The sequence below is a fragment of the Epibacterium sp. ABV4_022 genome, assembly GCF_056159345.1.
The window spans coordinates 957,356-974,797 of the sequence record NZ_JBSWVA010000001.1 but is presented as its reverse complement, the minus strand read 5'-3'; the positions used below and the strand labels follow the sequence as shown (position 1 = coordinate 974,797).

The 17,442-nt window shown below is 64.2% G+C and carries 16 protein-coding genes; all 16 read left to right on the top strand.

Annotated elements, in window-relative coordinates:
- Positions 1 to 205: 205 nt before the first annotated feature.
- The 16 genes from ACXAF5_RS04685 to ACXAF5_RS04610 all read left to right on the top strand — a co-directional run bounded on the left by ACXAF5_RS04685 (position 206) and on the right by ACXAF5_RS04610 (position 17,412).
- Positions 206 to 1,180: a TRAP transporter substrate-binding protein gene (locus ACXAF5_RS04685; protein ID WP_239359818.1), complete on the top strand. Its 975-nt coding sequence runs from the start codon at positions 206 to 208 to the stop codon at positions 1,178 to 1,180.
- A gap of 18 nt (positions 1,181 to 1,198) precedes the next feature.
- Entirely contained in the window at positions 1,199 to 3,010 is a 1,812-nt protein-coding gene (locus ACXAF5_RS04680; RefSeq protein WP_474945717.1) for a glycoside hydrolase family 2 protein, read from the top strand.
- On the top strand, positions 3,007 to 3,738 hold the full coding sequence (locus ACXAF5_RS04675) for an FCD domain-containing protein (RefSeq protein ID WP_239319135.1): 732 nt from the start codon (positions 3,007 to 3,009) through the stop codon (positions 3,736 to 3,738). The genes ACXAF5_RS04680 and ACXAF5_RS04675 overlap by 4 nt, the downstream gene beginning before the upstream one ends.
- A gap of 52 nt (positions 3,739 to 3,790) precedes the next feature.
- Positions 3,791 to 4,957: a mannonate dehydratase gene (gene uxuA / locus ACXAF5_RS04670; RefSeq protein ID WP_474945716.1), complete on the top strand. Its 1,167-nt coding sequence runs from the start codon at positions 3,791 to 3,793 to the stop codon at positions 4,955 to 4,957.
- A gap of 532 nt (positions 4,958 to 5,489) precedes the next feature.
- Complete coding sequence (locus ACXAF5_RS04665; protein ID WP_474945715.1) at positions 5,490 to 6,425, top strand: 3-oxoacyl-[acyl-carrier-protein] synthase III C-terminal domain-containing protein; 936 nt, start codon at positions 5,490 to 5,492, stop codon at positions 6,423 to 6,425.
- 35 nt (positions 6,426 to 6,460) lie between these two features.
- Positions 6,461 to 6,730, top strand: coding sequence for an acyl carrier protein (locus tag ACXAF5_RS04660; RefSeq protein ID WP_239359828.1), 270 nt, complete (start codon positions 6,461 to 6,463; stop codon positions 6,728 to 6,730).
- Positions 6,723 to 7,373, top strand: coding sequence for a hypothetical protein (locus ACXAF5_RS04655; protein WP_474945714.1), 651 nt, complete (start codon positions 6,723 to 6,725; stop codon positions 7,371 to 7,373). The genes ACXAF5_RS04660 and ACXAF5_RS04655 overlap by 8 nt, the downstream gene beginning before the upstream one ends.
- 4 nt (positions 7,374 to 7,377) lie before the next feature.
- Positions 7,378 to 8,016 (top strand): hypothetical protein, encoded by a 639-nt coding sequence (locus ACXAF5_RS04650; RefSeq protein WP_474945713.1) that lies wholly within the window; start codon positions 7,378 to 7,380, stop codon positions 8,014 to 8,016.
- A complete protein-coding gene (locus ACXAF5_RS04645) occupies positions 8,016 to 9,377 on the top strand; it encodes an MATE family efflux transporter (protein WP_474945712.1) in 1,362 nt (453 codons plus the stop codon). Before ACXAF5_RS04650 ends, ACXAF5_RS04645 begins: the two co-directional genes overlap by 1 nt.
- Positions 9,367 to 10,344 carry an alpha/beta fold hydrolase gene (locus ACXAF5_RS04640; RefSeq protein ID WP_474945711.1) on the top strand — a complete coding sequence of 326 codons (978 nt, stop codon included), beginning with the start codon at positions 9,367 to 9,369 and terminating at the stop codon, positions 10,342 to 10,344. Before ACXAF5_RS04645 ends, ACXAF5_RS04640 begins: the two co-directional genes overlap by 11 nt.
- Positions 10,338 to 11,309: a 3-oxoacyl-[acyl-carrier-protein] synthase III C-terminal domain-containing protein gene (locus ACXAF5_RS04635; RefSeq protein WP_474945710.1), complete on the top strand. Its 972-nt coding sequence runs from the start codon at positions 10,338 to 10,340 to the stop codon at positions 11,307 to 11,309. The genes ACXAF5_RS04640 and ACXAF5_RS04635 overlap by 7 nt, the downstream gene beginning before the upstream one ends.
- Positions 11,306 to 11,584 carry a hypothetical protein gene (locus tag ACXAF5_RS04630; protein WP_474945709.1) on the top strand — a complete coding sequence of 93 codons (279 nt, stop codon included), beginning with the start codon at positions 11,306 to 11,308 and terminating at the stop codon, positions 11,582 to 11,584. Before ACXAF5_RS04635 ends, ACXAF5_RS04630 begins: the two co-directional genes overlap by 4 nt.
- Positions 11,581 to 14,025 carry an acyl-CoA dehydrogenase family protein gene (locus tag ACXAF5_RS04625; RefSeq protein WP_474945708.1) on the top strand — a complete coding sequence of 815 codons (2,445 nt, stop codon included), beginning with the start codon at positions 11,581 to 11,583 and terminating at the stop codon, positions 14,023 to 14,025. The genes ACXAF5_RS04630 and ACXAF5_RS04625 overlap by 4 nt, the downstream gene beginning before the upstream one ends.
- Positions 14,022 to 14,885: a hypothetical protein gene (locus ACXAF5_RS04620; RefSeq protein WP_474945707.1), complete on the top strand. Its 864-nt coding sequence runs from the start codon at positions 14,022 to 14,024 to the stop codon at positions 14,883 to 14,885. The genes ACXAF5_RS04625 and ACXAF5_RS04620 overlap by 4 nt, the downstream gene beginning before the upstream one ends.
- Entirely contained in the window at positions 14,885 to 15,859 is a 975-nt protein-coding gene (locus ACXAF5_RS04615; RefSeq protein WP_474945706.1) for a beta-ketoacyl-[acyl-carrier-protein] synthase family protein, read from the top strand. Before ACXAF5_RS04620 ends, ACXAF5_RS04615 begins: the two co-directional genes overlap by 1 nt.
- Complete coding sequence (locus ACXAF5_RS04610; protein WP_474945705.1) at positions 15,835 to 17,412, top strand: class I adenylate-forming enzyme family protein; 1,578 nt, start codon at positions 15,835 to 15,837, stop codon at positions 17,410 to 17,412. Before ACXAF5_RS04615 ends, ACXAF5_RS04610 begins: the two co-directional genes overlap by 25 nt.
- The last annotated feature ends 30 nt before the right edge of the window (positions 17,413 to 17,442 follow it).

Genomic DNA, 17,442 nt, shown 5'->3' with positions numbered 1-17,442 from the left:
GTCCCCTCCCCGCGACAACCATGTGAGATCTGCGCCAGACACTCGCGCAGGAATCCAAATTGGTCAACCAATTTCTAAAAACTTCCACACCCACGTTGCAATTTCGAAGTTTTGGTTGACTGAATCGAAAAGATGGGGAAGTTTCCTCAAATATTGGTCGACCAATTCTGACAGGTCAGACCAAAGCACCTTGGGAGGAGAGACCATGACCAAGACATTGACCACGGCCCTGTCCGCACTGGCGCTGGCGGCGTCTGCTGGCGTTGGCGCTGCCGCGACATTGAAACTGAACCACAACAACCCGCCGGATCACCCGGTTCACATCTCCATGCAGGTCATGGCCGACCGCGTGGCGGAATTGACCGATGGCGAGATCAAGATCCAGATTTTCCCGAATGCCCAGCTTGGCACCCAACGCGAATCCATGGAGCTGGTGCAGAACTGCGCGCTGGAGATGGCCCGCTCCAACGCCTCCGAGCTCGAAGCCTTCGAGGAGAGTTACTCGGCGCTAAACCTGCCCTACATCTTCTCCTCCGAAGAGCATTTCAACACCGTTATCACCGGCGACATCGGGCAGGACATCCTGAACGCCTCTGTCGATCAGGGGTTCCGTGGCGTGGCCTTCTACACCGAAGGTGCCCGCTCTTTCTATGCCCAGAAGCCGATCATGTCGCCCGCCGACCTGGAAGGCGTGAAGGTGCGCGTACAGCCGAGCCCCTCTGCCATCCGCATGGTTGAGCTGCTGGGGGGCAACCCGACCCCGATCTCCTGGGGGGAACTCTACAGCGCCTTGCAGCAGGGTGTTGTCGATGCGGCAGAAAACAATCCGACCGCGCTGACCACCGCCCGTCACGGCGAGGTCGTCACCGATTTCTCCCTTGATGAGCACACCATGATCCCCTCCGTGGTTGTGATCTCCAACTGTGCCTGGGACGCAATGACCGAAGCGCAGCAGGAAGCGCTGCGCACGGCGGCGCAAGACTCCATGGCTGCGCATCGCGAAGCGTGGAATGCGGCTTCTGCCGCCGCCATCGACGAAGCCAAGGCAACGCTGAACGTGAACGTGCACGAGGTGGACAAGGCCCCCTTCGCCGAAGCTGTTCTGCCGATGCACGAAGAAGTCGCGGCGAAGTCGGAGCACCTCGCCGATCTGATCGATCGCATCAAAGCGGCACAATAAGCGATAGGCACAGGCACCATGCTGGAACGATCCGAACTCGCAGACAACGCGTTGCAGGCCCTGCACGACGAGGACTATGACCGTCCCTTCAACACGCAGACCCTCAACGCCGAAACGCTGATCTTCACCCGCGGCCGCCAGGGGCAGTCGCTGGACGGGGACTGGAATTTCTGCGTCGATCTTCTGGACACCGGGCTTCGGCAGAAATGGTACGCCATGCTGCCCGAGGCTCCCGAAGACCGGATCGAGCCCTGGGATTATGATCCCTATATGGGCGAGACGGTGCCTGTGCCCTCCTGCTGGCAGATGCAAAAGGAGAAGTGGTACTTCTTCGAGGGCTCTGCCTGGTACACCCGCCCCCTCCTGCACGACCCTGCGCCAAACCGGCGGCAGGTGCTGCGGATCGGTGCGGCACAGTATGATTGCAAGGTGTTCCTGAACGGCGAATTCCTGGGCAACCACTATGGCGGCTCCACCCCGTTCTGTGTGGAATTGACCCAGGCCCTGAAGCCGGGCCAGAATTGGCTGATGCTCTGCGTCAATAACACCCGCACGCTGGACCGCGTGCCCATGCGCAACACCGACTGGTTCAACTACGGCGGTGTCTACCGGGAGGTGACGCTCTATGATCTGCCGCCGGTGGTGATCCGCGACCTGTTTGTCCGGCTCGAGAACGGCGCGATCCGTGCCTCTGTCGATGTGGACGGAGACTGTGCCTCTGCCCGGTTGGCGATTCCCGAACTGGGAATCGATACCGAACTGCCCTTGTCCGAGGGCAAGGGTGACATCACCTTGGATGCCGCACCAGAGCTGTGGTCACCGGACACCCCAAAACTCTACGACGTGATCCTAAGTGCCGGAGGGGATCAGGTGCAGGACCGCGTCGGGTTCCGCACCATCGCGCGCGAGGGCACTGAAATTCTGCTCAACGGCGCGCCGATCTTTCTGCGTGGCATCTCTGTCCATGAGGATGACGCAACTCAGGGCAAGGTCACCGGTGAGACCGACATCCGCCGCCGCTTTGCCCATGCCAAGGAACTGGGCTGCAATTTCCTGCGGCTGGCGCATTACCCGCATCATGAACGCGCGGCAGAGATTGCCGACGAGCTGGGTCTGATGCTCTGGGAAGAGGTTCCGGTGTATTGGGCGATTGATTTTGCCAATCCGGCCACCCGGCGCGATGCCGAAAACCAGCTGCGCGAACTGATCCGCCGGGATCGCAACCGCGCCAGCGTCATTATCTGGTCGGTCGGAAACGAGAACCCCGACACCGACGCCCGTCTCGACTTCATGCGCGGCCTTGCGGATCTGGCCAAGGCCGAGGACCCGACCCGCCTGACCTCGGCCGCCTGCCTGGTGAACCACGCCAAGCTGAAGATCGAAGACCGTCTGGCCGCGCATATCGACGTGATCGGCCTCAATGAATATTACGGCTGGTACGAAGAGAACTTTGACGAGCTGGGCGAGATCGGCCGCAACTCCGCGCCGGATCGCCCGGTTGTGATCTCCGAAACCGGCGCTGACGGCGACAGCACCGAACACGGCCCCGAACGCGGGCTGTTCAGCCTCGCCTATCAGGACGAAGTCTACGCCAGGCAGATCGCCACCCTGCGCGCGCTGGACTATGTGAAGGGCATGTCGCCCTGGATCCTCTATGATTTCCGGGTCGAGCGCCGTCAGGGCATTTTTCAACGGGGCTGGAACCGCAAAGGATTGATCGCCGCCGATAAAGCGACGAAAAAACCCGCCTTTCACCGGCTCGCCGCCTATTATGCCGAACGCGCGGCAGAAGAAAGCCGCGCGACGCAAACCAGCGGGGAGACAGCATGAGCCAATACAGGCGCTATCAGGATGTGGCACAGGCCCTGCGGGTCGTGATCCGGGACGAAGGTTTTGCCGTGGGGGACCGGCTGCCGCCCGAACGGCAACTGTCGGAACGGCTGTCGGTGTCGCGCTCCCTGGTGCGCGAGGCGCTGATCATGCTGGAGATCGATGGTCTGGTGGAGGTCCGCAAGGGCTCCGGCATCTATCTCGCCGCTCCGTCTGCGACCACCGCACCGCCGGTACGTGACGATATCGGTCCGTTCGAGCTGTTGCAGGCGCGGCAGCTTCTGGAAAGCTCGATCGCAGCCTTTGCCGCGGAAATGGTCACCAAGAACGACATCACCCGCATGCGCGAAGCCCTGGAGATGGAGCGCCAGCAGATCGAATCCGGCAGCGCCGACCACTCCGGAGACGAGCTCTTTCACCGTTTGATCGCCGAAGCGACACAGAATTCGGTGCTGGTGGACATGGTCGACGAACTCTGGCGCAAGCGCGAACAAAGCCCGATGTGGGCCAAGCTGCACGACCGGATCTTTGACGCGGACTATCGACGCAACTGGCTGGAGGATCACCAGAAAATCCTCGCCGCGCTGCGCACGAAGGACAGAGACGGGGCGCGCGCAGCGATGTGGCAGCACCTCGCACATGTCCGTGAAACCCTGATGGAGCTGTCGGATGTGGATGACCCCGCCTTTGACGGCTACCTGTTCCAACCCATCTCCGCGCCGGGCTGACGGCGCAGTCCGGGCCTTTCCTGCCCACAAAAACAAAGAACAAGAGGATCGCATGATCGAAACCTGGCGCTGGTTCGGCCCCGATGACCCCGTGACGCTGGAGGATGTCCGCCAGGCCGGTGCGACCGGTATTGTCACTGCCCTGCATGACCAGCCGAACGGCACCGTCTGGTCCGTGGAAGCCATCGCCGAGCGCCGCGACATGATTGCAGCAGCAGGTCTCAGATGGGAGGTGGTCGAGAGCGTTCCGGTGCATGAGGACATCAAGCGCGGCGCTCCGGGCTGGGAGGACAAGGCCGACGCCTGGGCGCAGTCGATCCGCAATCTCGCCGCCTGCGACATCCGGACCGTGTGCTACAACTTTATGCCGCTATTGGACTGGACCCGCACCGACCTGACCCATGCGTTGCCGGATGGCGCGCTCTGCCTGCGCTATGATGCGGTGGATGCAGCGGTGTTCGACATTCACATCCTTGGTCGAGAGGCCGCCACAGCCGACCACCATCCAGAGATTGCAGCCCGCGCGGCAACGCGCCACGCCGCAATGAACGAAGCGGACTGCCAGCAGCTGACGCGGACCATTATCGCGGGCCTCCCCGGTGCCGAAGAGAGCTTCGACCTCGACAGCTTTCGCGCTCATCTGGCGATGTATGACGGGATCGATACAGCCCGCCTTCGGTCAAATCTGGCGGCTTTCCTGCGCCGTGTCGTCCCCGTCGCCGAAGAGGTGGGCGTCACCCTTGGGGTTCATCCCGATGATCCGCCGTTCCCGATCTTCGGTTTGCCACGGGTGGTCTCCACGGCAGAGGACCTCCAGGCGATCCTCGACATGGTGGACAGCCCGGCCAACGGCCTGACCTTCTGCACCGGATCGCTCGGGGTACGTGCGGACAATGATCTGCCGGCAATGCTGGCACGGTTCGGCCCGCGGGTGGCCTTCCTCCACCTGCGCGCAACCCTGCGCGAAGCCGATGGCATCAGTTTCCATGAAGCGCCGCATCTGGCCGGGGACGTGGACATGGTGGCAATCTGCAAGGCGGCCCTGGAGGCGGAAACCGCACAAGGGCGCGCGCTTCCGTTCCGGCCCGACCATGGGCATATGCTGGCCCATGACCAACGCACGACCAGCACACCCGGCTACCCCTATATCGGCCGTCTCCGGGGTCTGGCCGAACTGCGCGGCATCCTGCACACGCTGGCCCACAGCGCCGCGACATAAAATCGGCGGCGGGGCCAGCGGGCGCGCCCTCTGGAATATTTGCTTGCGGCGGCGGACCACTCGCAGCCCCCTGAGAAGCGAGAGCCGGGCCAGCGGCAGCTCGCCGCCCCACGGAAGACGCGGCGCCCGCCAGCACATGGCATCAGCGCTGCGTTTTGTCGCGCGGGGACACGACCTCATTTCCATCTGACAGATTCGCGGCGGGCGTATTTCAGGTTGTGTGCATCACAAAAATAGGAGCACAGGATTTTGTTCGCCTGCCTCACATCGGCAGCCCATCGCCTGCGCAGCAGATAAAACGGGCGGACGGCGAAAAAATCGCATGCGGCGCCCTCGCCGGTCACGCCATAAAAATATCCATAAATCGCAATATATTATCGTGATCTAGGCCCGACGGGACCAGGCTGTCCAAAGACCTGATTCACAATCTAGCCCGTCCTAGTTCATGAAATTGGACGCCCCATTTTCGGTCAGTTTGTAACGCTTTTTCAGGTCGCCCCGCAGTGCGGCGACAGGAAAGAGGATCGGCCCAATGACAACCCTGTGTCACATCGCGCTGTCCCCGGACGGTGGCACAAAGATACCTCTGCAAGAGCTCGGCCCCAGTCATGGGCTGACCCCGACCTCAGCCAAGATGTATGACCGTTTTTACGGATTGCAATCCGTCACGCGTCATCGGGACGCACAGACTGGGATGCTGTCCCCGGTCCTGCAAGGCGCCATCGACAGTTTGCCTGACCGCGGCCGGTCCGCGGGACTGGTCGTGTATTGCAAGACCCAGACACACAACACGCGCGCCGACCAGAACTGGCTGCGGCAGCTGGTCGATCAGCACGGGCTGGCCCATTGGGACGTGCATGCCTTGTCGATGACCAGCTGCGCCTCCGCGCTGGCCTGTCTTCATTTCGTCACGCAGTGCGGAACTGAGGCGCCCGTCATCGTGCTGACCGGGGAAAAGGCCTTCCACCCTTCGGTGTCACGCCTGACGGTCGGCCTGCTGGCAGAGGTTCCCACCGCAGCGGTTTTGAATGCCGGTCCCGGGTCCTGGCACGTGCGCGGCACGGCGGTCCGGCACCTGCCGCGATTTCACATCAACCCCGAAGCGATGGGCCCGGAGGACCGACGTGCCCTGCAACAGGAGTATGCGCCGGGGCTCACGCAATTTGTGGCCTCCTTTCTGGATCGCCATGCAGCGCTGCTGAGCCGCGACATGATCTTTGTGCCGCATAATCTCAACCGTCCGCTGACCGATGCCCTGATCCGGGCATTCGATTGGCAGGACCGGACGTTCCAGGGCGACATCGCAGGGACCGGTCATGCCTATTGTTCAGATCCGTTCGTCAATCTGGAGGCGGTGGTCTCAGACGCTGGCCCGGTCCAGCAGGTCCTGCTGCTGGCGGCAGGGACCGGCGTGACCTTCTCCGCCTGCTTGCTGGACCGAGATCCCGCCGCCTGCCCCACCCCCTGATCCCACTCTCTGCCCGAAGCATAAGGAAGCCTTCCATGAACAAGACCATTTCCACTGCCGTTTCCGAGGTTCTCTCCGAGGTTCTGGAACGCCCTGTTACCGGCATTCGCCCTGACATGCGGTTCGACCGGGACTTCGATCTCGACAGCTACATGTTCGTGCAGTTCCTCCTGGGCCTTGAGGACAAGTTGCCGGGGCTGCGGTTCGACCCCGAGACCATTGGTCAGGCCGGGTTCAACACCATGGAAAAACTGGTGGAGCACATCGAAGCAAGCCTTGCCCGGGGAGAGCAGGCACATGCTTGATTCAGCAACCGGCTCCCTCACGGAGCAGATCTTCGAGACCGCCCGGCGCGCGCCCCCGGCGCAGGCCCTGCAATCCGCGTGCCTTCTGGTCACCGGACGGGACGGTTTCCTCACCGGTCGCAGCCATGCGGTCCATCTGCCGGATGCGCCATTGGTTGATCCGGCAGAGCCGGCAGCCGACATCAGCACCCAATCCACGCGGACGGAACATGGCATCGCCTGTTTCGGGCTGGTGCTGTCGGAGGTCGCCCCCCGGCCGTTGCACCCGCGTCCGGCCTCTGTCGCCCTGGCGACCCTGGCCCTGCGCGCCGGGATCCTCGCGCAGGCCATGGATATGGCCTTTGCGCATCTCGAAACCAGAGAGAGCCTGGGGCAGAAAACGCTGCATCACCAACTGGTCAAGGCACGGTTTTCCGCAAGCAGCATGTTTGTGAACCAGCTGCGCCGCGAACTCATCCTGTCGGACCCCCGGGGCGACATCGAAGGCTGTGATCGGCTGCACACCGAGATCGACACACATATGGTGCAAATCGCCAAACTCATGGGCGGCCACGGCCTGCGTGAGGGGGCCGTGCATGGGCTGGAGTACCTCTCGACCCTGATCCGTGCGACCCTGGTCCCGTCGTCGCACAGCGGGGTGTGACCGGATGGCGCTTCGTCCCAGTCCCGCCGAAGTTCGGCTCTTGGCATCCGGAACCTTGCCTGATCGCGCTTCGGCGCGTCCAATCCTGTATTCCTGCGACACCGGAGAGGACAGCGCCGCCCGAGAGCATCCGTTCGACCCTTGCCTTCAGCAGCGACTGGACGCCTGGAAGCGCCTCCAGTCGTCCACGGATCCGACCCCGCCGGCGATGCATCTGTTCTCGAACGCGGACGCGGTGCCCGACCTGCATTCCCAACGGCTGCGGGACGATTGGCGGCGCCTCTGCGCCGAAACGGATACTCCGCTACTGGTCTATCTGCACTGCGGCCATCAACCCGACACCCGAAGCCCGATCCTGCAATACCTGTTGCAGACCCTGGATCACCACGGGCCGGTGCATGCGCTGCGGGTGGAGTGTCGAAAATCGCTGCAAGATGCGATGGCCCTCGCCCGCGCGATGACCGCAAACAGCAGCCTGTCGCTGGTGTTGCGCGACCCCACCGAACGGCTCACCCCGCGACCGCGCCCCACGCGCCCCCTGCGCTATGCGCTGCTCGGCACCCGGGACCGCGCCGCTGATCTCAGCCAACGCCGGGCACAGGCCGCCGTCCCCCTCGCCGCAACGCCCATCAGGAGCCAATGATGCAACCCGCAACTCCCACCGCCGATGCCCTGCTCGACGCGGCCAGACCCACGGTCTGGCAAACGCTTTCCCGCATTCTGCTGCTTGCCATTCCCTTTGCCGTTGGTGCCGCCGCCACCTCGACGCTGAACCTCGGCAAAGTTGCGCTGCTGGCCCGTGTGCCGGACACCGGCGCATTGAACACGCTGTCGCTGTTGCAACCAAGCTTTATCCTGGCCTTGGCCATCATGGAGGGCTTGGCCATCACCGCGCAGGTGTTCAGCGCCCGCTCGCGTCACAATTGGCCCCGGCGTGGCACCCAGCGCGCGGTGCTGCGCCTGTGCCGCAATGGCGTGATCCTGTTCGTGATCGTCGCCGCAGTTGGCTATGCCGCGGCCGAAACTCTGCCTGTCCAGGACCCGGAGATCCGCCTGATCCTCGCGCATTTTCCTCTGTTCATGCTGTCGCTGGTGCCCTTCGTCGTGTTCGACATCTTTTATGGCGCCATGCGCGGACAAGGGAAGGTCCTGCTGGGGCTCGTGCCCTTTGTCGGTCTTGTCGCGATCGACCTGTCCACAACCTACGTGCTGGTGTCACAATACGGCTGGGGGTTCGAAGCGGTTCTGATCGGCAATCTCGTTGGTCCGATCCTGATGTTGCCGGTCATCGCCCTGTTGTTGCGGCGCGAGCTGCGCGATGGGGAAGACAGCCCGGAAGAACCCTTCCGCATCCGCATCCGGCAGCTCCAGATCGGCGTCGGCATCCCCGTGTTCAGCTCGATCGTTGTGGGGTTTGTCAGCGCCTCGGTGGTGTTCCCGATCCTGTCCAAGATCGGCGAGGACAGCGCCTCTGCCTTCTTCGTGGTGCTGCGCTATCGCATCGCCTTCATGATCCCCGCAATCGCGATCGGATCCGCCATCGCGATCCTTGTCAACCAGCTCGCCGAGCAGGGTCAAACCGCCCAGCGCCTGCGCTATCTGATCATCGGTGTGCCCTTCATGCTCTGCCTGTATGCGATCGTGACCGCGCTGTTGCCACAGTGGACAGGGGCGCTCGATCTGCTGGTTCCTGAACAGGCCGAAGCGCTGCGCGCGGCCACCAACCAGATGTTCACCGAGCTGCTGATCACCTTCTTCCTGATTTCCGGCTCCGCCATGCTGCAGGTGATCCTGGAGCAGCTGGGGCGCGGTGTTCAGGTGCTGGTCATCACCTTCCTGATCGAGGCCGGGACCTGTGCCGCCGTGCTCTGGGCAATGATGCAGGGCGCGGGCATGGGGCTGATCCTGGACGTTCTGATCGCGGCAGCGGCTGGCAGCTTTGGTCTCTTCGCGGTGCAGTTCCTGCTGCTTCTGCGCAGCCTGGGGCGGGCCCATGCTGTTTGAACTCGCCTATCCCGGTCTCTGTGCGCTGGCGCTGTGGCGCCGCGTCCTGCGCCGCCCGACACCTGCGGGGCCCATGTTCGCCTTTCGCGCTGTGCGGGGTCGGATGCGTCGACAAGAGCTGAATGCACTGACCGCGCTCAACCCCGAATGGGGCGCGATGCTGGCGTTGCACCGGTTTGAGCGCATGACCCCAGATACCGCCCAGGAGGCCCCGGATGCCCGTACCGCAGGCTGCCTTGCCGAACGCCGGTTCGGACCGGAAAACGGGCCGCGCGTGCTGCTTCTGCACGGTTGGAATGCCCGCAGCGCCATGATGACGCCCCTGGCGCTGGCCCTCGCGGCGAGCGGCGCGCGCGTCATTCTGCCGGACCTGCCGGGGGAGGGCTGCAACCCGGCGCGCCCGATGAGTTTCAGCGCCAAGGCCCGGATTCTGGCCGCCCAGTATCGCGATGAGGACATCGACACAGTCATCGGGCATTCCGCCGGTGGGTTGATCGCCGCGCAGGTGATCGAGGCCGGGCTGACTGCGGCCCGTCTGGTCACGATCTGCGCGCCGTATTCGATGGAAACGCTGCTGCGAGCGTATCTGTGTCGCATCTCAGCCCCAATCGCAGTGACCGATGCGCTGCTTTCGCGATCGGCGCGCCGTGAGGGGCGCGCCCCGCATGAAATCGGACCGGAGCTTTTTGCCCGCATGGGATCGCGGCTCATGGTCATTCATGCCCGGCGTGACTGGCAGGTTCGCCTCAGCGAGGCAGAAGACATCTGTTCCATCGCGCCCGCCGCGCGCGCGCTGGTGCTGGACGCCTGCAACCACCACAGCATCCTCGATGATCCGCGCCTGTTCGAAGGCATTGTGTGCTTTGCACTGCCCGAAACCACGCGCCACCCTACCTCGGCGCACGTGGGAACCCCACCGACGCCACCTGCCCGATCCGGTCCCCCCCGCGGAGGACCACCATGCTGAACCTCCTCGATCTCTCGGTGGTGTTCCCGGCGCGGCAGGAAAAGCTTGCTGACCTGGCCGACGACCTGTCGCTGTCACGCAACCAGATCCGGATGTATGATCGCTTTTTCGGGTTCGAAACCTTCCATTGCGACCACGCGGAACCACTGCACCAGCTGCTCGACCAGGCGGTGGGCGCCCTGATGGGGCGCAACCGGAACCGCCAAAGCGCCCTCAGCCATGCCGTGCATTGTCACACGCTGCTCTCGACGCAGGTTTTTGACACGCCGGCGTCCAGCCATCTTGCGGCACTCGCCGCCGCGGGGGTCGAGGTCTTTGACGCCACGATGAACCACTGTGCAACCGGGCTGAGCATGCTGGGCATGCTGGATCACCTGCTCGGCCCCGATGATACTGGCCTGATCCTGATCGGAGAGAAGGCCTTTCACCCGGCGATCCGCGTGATCGAGAACACCACGATCATGGGCGAGGCCGCAGCCGCCTTACTGGTCGGTCGCACCCCCGGGCCCTTTGAGGTGGTCGACACCTTTACCCGTCATGCCCCGCAATTCTGGAAGAACACCGGTCTGCGTGGCGAAAACTACCTCGATGGTTTTGACAGCGCCTATGTCCAGCTGGCCAGCAAGACGCTGCAGGACGCGCTTCGGCACTTTGGCCGCACCCCGCAGGATCTGCGATGGGTCATGCCGCATAATGTCAATGCGCCCTCCTGGTATCAGGTGGCCGAAGACGCCGGGATCGACACGCAGAAACTGCGCCTGTCGACCATCGGCTGCTATGGCCACTGTTTTGGTGTCGATCCCTTTCTCAACCTCTGGCGCGGCGCACAGGACGATGTGCTGCAGCCCGACGACGAGGTGCTCCTGTTCAGCATCGGCCTCGGCGCGACCGCATCCTGCGCGCTGTTGCGGGTGACGGACACACCTCTGCCTCTCTCATTCCCGCAAACTGGAGTTTCCCAATGACCGACATGACAGATGCCATCCTCGCCAGCCTGAGCGACATCGGCCTTGGACCTCAACGCATCGAACGGGCCAGATCAGGCGAGGCTCTGTTCGGGACCGGCGGTTTGCTGAATTCGATCGAGCTGGTCCAGTTCATCGTTGCCCTGTCGGACCGCACGGGCATGGAAAGCTTTGAGTTCATGGAGCGCTTCGAAGGCGGTACAGGCGTATTCGAAACAATCTCGGCTCTGTCTGCATTCATCGCGGCGCGCAAATCCCACGATGTGGCGGTATGACGATGACGGGGTTCGAGATCCTGCCGCAGGACGCGGCGCAGCTTCACGGCCTGGCAGACGCGGTCGGCACGCCCTTCTATGTCTATGACGCCGCAGCCATTCGTGGCCGCTATCGCGCATTGACGCGGGCCTTGCCGCAGGCGCAGTTCTTCTATTCGCTCAAGGCCAATCCGAACCTGAGCCTTGTGGGCCTGCTGGTGGCCCAGGGCTCCGGAACCGAGGTCAGTTCGCGGCTGGAGCTGGAAACCGCACTGGCAGCGGGATGCCCCGCCGATCAGATCCTGATGGTCGGCCCCGGCAAGGCCGAAGACGATCTGGAGCGGGCGGTATCGCTTGGCCTCAAGGCGATCGTCGCGGAATCCCTGCCCGAGCTCGAACAGATCAACCGGATCGCTGCTCGGGCAGAGCGGACCCAGCCCATTGCCATGCGGGTGAACCCCGATTTCAAGGTCAGCGGCGCCCGACTGAACATGAGTGGACGGCCGACGCAATTCGGGATCGACGAATGCGCCTTGGACACCGCGTTGCGGCGGGTTGAGGATCTCCACAACCTGCGTCTTGCCGGTTTGCATGTCTATATGGGGACCCGCATCCTGAGCCATGACACGATCCTGGCCAATACCTGCGGCATTCTCGAACTTGCGGCGCGTGTGGCCCGCGACCTCGCCGCGCCGCTGGAGTTTGTCGACATCGGCGGCGGGTATGGCGTGCCCTATTACGAGGACGAGATCGCACTCGACCTCAATGCCCTCGGATCGGCGATGCAGCCGCTGCTGACAGCCTTTGCAGAGACACATCCGGACACGCGGATCGCCATAGAGCTTGGCCGCTACATGGTGGCCGAAGCCGGGCGTTTTGTCACCTCGGTGCGGCAGGTAAAGGCCAACAAGGGAGAAAACTTCGCGGTCTGCGACGGTGGGTCCAATGTCCACAGCGCCGCCGCGGGACAGGGCTTCATGCGCCGCAACTTCCCGGTTTCGCTGGTGCCGCACCCGGCCCGGAGCAATGCTGCCGCTGGCCCCGATGCCCCCTGGAGCATTACCGGCCCGCTCTGCACCCCAATGGATGTGATCGCCAAGGATGTCGCGCTCGCCCCGCCCGCACCGGGTGATCTGATCTGCATCCACCAGTCCGGCGCCTATGGTGCCACCGCGTCGCCGGTCAATTTCCTCGGCTTTGGCGCGCCGGTCGAGGTCATGGTCGATGAGGGCACCGCCACCGTCGTGCGCGAACGCCCCCGGGTGCAGGGATTTCTGGACGAGCAGATCCCCCGACCGATCTCCATACAGCCCGCGGCGCCGCTTGTCACCTTGCCCGCGCCCTTTGACCATCCGGCGCTGGAGCGGCTTGAAGATCTCCGCACGCTGTTTGAAACCACCGGGGGCAAGCTGGCAGAAGATCCGGGCGCTTGGCGGGATCTCTGGGCCGATCCGCTGGTCAAGGCCCTGACAATGATCGGCGTGCCGGAGGCCTATAACGGCTTTCCGCTGGCCGAGACCTCCCTCGGGCTGGAGCGCTGTCCGCATGATCTGCATGTGGCACTGGTCGAACGGCTGGCGCGGTTTGACGCCGGGTGCATTCTCGCGCTGCAAGGTCCGTCGCTGGCGGGGGGCGCGCTCGAAGCGGTGGGGACACCCGCGCAGCAGGAGAGGTTCTTTTCCGCCTATCGCACCGGCCCGCAAGGCACCTTCTTTGCGGTCACGGAGCCGGATGTCGGCTCCGATGCATCGGCGGGTGCCACCGTGCTGGAGACCTCCGGCGCAGGTTACGTGCTGAGGGGCAGCAAGATGCTGATCGGCAACGTGGCCCGGGCCCGGATCGGTATTGTCTATGCCAGGTTCGCCGACTCCGGGCGCAGTGCGCTGGTGCTCATCGAACCGGAAAAGGTGGCGGATCACCTCACCATCACACGCCTGCCCACGACCGGGATGTCCGGCGCCGACCTTTGTCGGCTCGACATTCACGATGTGCCGGTCGCCCACGAAGATCTTGTTGCCGCGCAATCCGAAAAGCCCTCTTTGCGGGACGGGTTCATGGCCATCAATGGCGTGTTCGAACGCTACCGCCCGGTGGTGGCCGCGCTGGCGCTTGGCAATGCACGCGGCATGCTGGACCGGCTCAGCCGGCACGGGCAGGCCAGCGCCTTTGCGGGCGAATACCGCACCCACAGCGCCCTGATCGCGGCCCTGGCGGAAGTCTGCGCCGACGGTCTGCGCGGACGGTCGCGCGGGCACCGGATCAGCGAGGTCAAGTTTCAGGCCGTGGCCTTTTCCGATGCGCTGGCCGCCCGGATCGCCCGCAATGCGCCCGCGGCCATGCTGACGGACCCGCTGCTGCGTCGCAAGATCCGGGATGCAAAGGGCTTTGAATATATGGAGGGAACCTCCAATATCCATGTGCTCAATGCCTATCGCACCTATGTTGCGGGGGTGGCATCATGACCCTGCGCCTGGACCCGGCCAAGATCGTTGGCGCCAGCTTCGGCGGACTGGAACCGCCGGTCGCGGATGCGGCGGACCAGCATGCCTATTGGGAAGATTTCAACGCCCGTTTCTTTCGCTCCAATGGACAGGAATACGATCCCGCCACACAGAGCAATGTCGAGAACTGGTTGTCTGCGCAGGATCGGGCCTCCTTTGCCGCCATGGCGGAGGAGCTGCTGAGCGAGCTGAGGCAGCACGACCCGCTGGAAGACGTCGATCTGGTGCTGCTGGCTCACTGGATGCCCGACCTGCACCTAGGAACCTCGGTCACCAATTTTGCCATGCATTGGATGGATCGGCCCGACGGGTTCGGATTTGCCATCTCGGACCGGGGGCTGTCTGCTCCGCTGTTTGCCATTGACTGCGCCGCGCGTTACCTGGCCCGCCAGGGCGGCCGCGCCTTGGTGATGACCATGGATCAGAAGCATCTGCTCTATCGCTCACCAACCGCCGAACAGCTGCAGCCGGAGAATTCCGCCAGCCTGTTGCTGCTGGAGTCGGAGGCGAAATCCGGGCTTTGCTATCGGGGCTATCGCCGTCACATCCAGATCGAAGAGGCAGACCTGCCCGCGGTGCTGGACACCACCTGTCGCGATCTCGGGCTTGATCCGTCGGCAACGGTGCTGATTTCCGATGACCGTCTCGGGGGCCTCGACGAGGGGTTCGCCGACTGGCGCCCGGCTCCCTCCAGCCAGATGTGCGCTGCGCCCCTGCGGGCACTGATGGGGATGCCTGCGGCGCGCAACAGCCTGTTGATGACTTGGCAGGACCAGGAGCTTTGCGTCGTGGGCTTCGCCGCAGAGGACGGAGGCACCTGATGCGCCTTGCGAGCCTCGTCAGCCATGTGCCCTCCGCGCGCCTGGGCGCCGAAGAGATCATACGCGAAGCTGGCGGCAGCCCCGCCGAAGCCCGTGTGTTCGAGCGTATGTTCGGTCTGGATCGCGTGGCCGCCGTGCCCCCCGGGGAAACGCTGGAAGCCCAGTTCGATCTGGTGGTGCGCAAGCTCGCCGCCCGACATCGCGGGCCGCTTCCCGACGCGCTGATCTATGCGCATGGGCAGCCGCTGCAATATGCTGTCGGACGCTCCCCGGTGCATCATCTCTGCGCCGGTCAGCCCCTCCTGGCGGAGATCGAACGACGCTATGAGGTCGATCAGTACAATTGCGGCGGCTTGTTCTGGGCGCTGGACATGGCGCGCACCTTGTTGGTGACCGGACTGGCCCGCGCCGTTGTTGTGCTGGGTGGCGACAGCCATATCGGCCTGCCGCCGGGAGATCGCTACGTGCCCGGCTGTACCCTGATGGGCGATGCCTTCTGCGGCATGATCGTGGATCGGGCAGAAGGCGGATTGCAACTGGGCGAGATTGCCATGTGCACGCACCCCCAGTTTGCACGCGGCCGGGCCGGCACCGCGACCGAAATGGGTGCGTTCTTCGCTGCCCACGCCGGGATCGTCCAGCAATCGCTGTCACGGATCGGGTTCGATTGGGCAGGCGATTGCCCGCTTCTGCCACATAACGTCAACCGACTGGCTTGGCAGATGTTCTGCCGCGAGACCGGCCTGCCCGAGACCCGGCTGCGGCTGGGGCTGCTGCCCGACATCGGTCATTGCTACACCAGCGATCCGTTCCTGTTGCTGGAGCAAGAGCACGCCGATCTGCGCCCGGGCAGGTCCTGCGCCATCCTGTCGATCGGCATGGGCGGCTTTGCGGGCGCCTGCATGATCACCCAGTCCCCCGTCTCTGCGCATACGAAGGAGCGCGCCACATGTTCGCAACTCATTCCCTCCTGACCCATTTCCTGTCACAGGCCGCCCGCACTTGGCCACATGCGCCTGCCGTCAGCGACGCGCGACACACCCTCAGCTACCCGGAGCTGCAAGACGCCGCGACCCGCATCGCCCGGGCCCTGCATGCCCGGGGCGTGACCGCCGGTGACCGGGTGGTTCTGTCCTGCCCGAATTCGGTCGCGTTCGTCGCCGGCTACTGGGGCATCCTGGCCAGCGGTGCAGTTGCGGTCCCGCTGAACCCCGGCACGCCGGCGAGCAAATTCGCGCTTGTCTTGCAGGATTGTACCCCGGCGGCCATTCTCGCCGACCCCTCCACCAGCGACGTCGTGGAGACTGCACTGGAGCGGACCGGGGATCCCATACCGGTGCTCTGCGCGGAAATTGACGCCTCTGTCACTGCCGCCTGCACAACACAGCACGCCTGCGAAGACCTGCCCACACCTTCGGTTCTGGATCAGGATCTGGCCACGATCATCTACACCTCCGGCTCCACCGGCACGCCCAAAGGCGTGATGCTGTCGCATCTCAATATGACCAGCGCAGCGCGGTCGGTGGCAAGTTATCTCGGCTACCACGCAGAGGATCGAATTTTCTGTGCCGTGCCGATGACCTTTGACTACGGGCTGCACCAGATCACCATGGCCGCATTGACCGGAGCAGAGATCTTTGCCGAACCGGGGTTCGGGCAACCGCTCTTTGCGCTTCAGCATCTGGCCCAAAGCCGGGCCACCGTGTTTCCCGTGGTCCCCACGATGGTGCCGTTGATCGCGCCTTTGGCCGACCGGTTCGACCTCGGTGCGGTCCGGCTGGTCTCCTCGACGGCAGCGGCGCTGCATCCGGAACTCATCGACACACTGGAAACCGCCCTCCCCGGCGCGACGGTGTTTTCCATGTACGGTCTGACGGAGTGCCACCGCTGCACCTATTTGCCGCCCTCGCAGCTGCCCCACCGGCGTGACAGCGTCGGCATCGCCATCCCCAACACCGAACTCTGGGTGGTGGATGCCGAAGGGCAGGCCCGGCGCAGGAATGCCACCGGGGAACTGGTCATTCGCGGATCGACGGTGATGAAGGGCTATTGGAACAATCCCGAGGCCACTGCCACGCGCCTGCGCCCCGGCCCCCTGCCCGGCGAGCAGGTCTTGTACACCGGCGACACCTGCCGGCTCGATGCGGAGGGATACCTCTATTTCGTCGGGCGCAATGACGACATCCTGAAAATCGCTGGAGAGAAAGTCGCCCCCTCGGAGGTGGAGGCGGCGCTGATCGCCCATCCCGCCGTCGCCGAAGTCTGCGTGCTTGGCGCCGACCACCCGGTGCAGGGTCAGATCTGTCTCGCACATGTCGCGCTGGCCCCCGGGGCGGAGTGTACCAGCCAGGATCTGGTCCAATGGTGCAAATCCCGCCTCGACAGCCATGCCGTGCCCGCCCGGATCGCGATCCACGCAGAAATGCCCCGCACCCAGAATGGCAAGCTCGACAGGGCCGCGTTGCACGCGCTTGCCCCGACCGCCGCCCCCAGATCCCGCGCCCGGCCTCTGAGCCCCGCGCACTGACGCCGCCGCCCCGCCCATTCGACAGCTGAA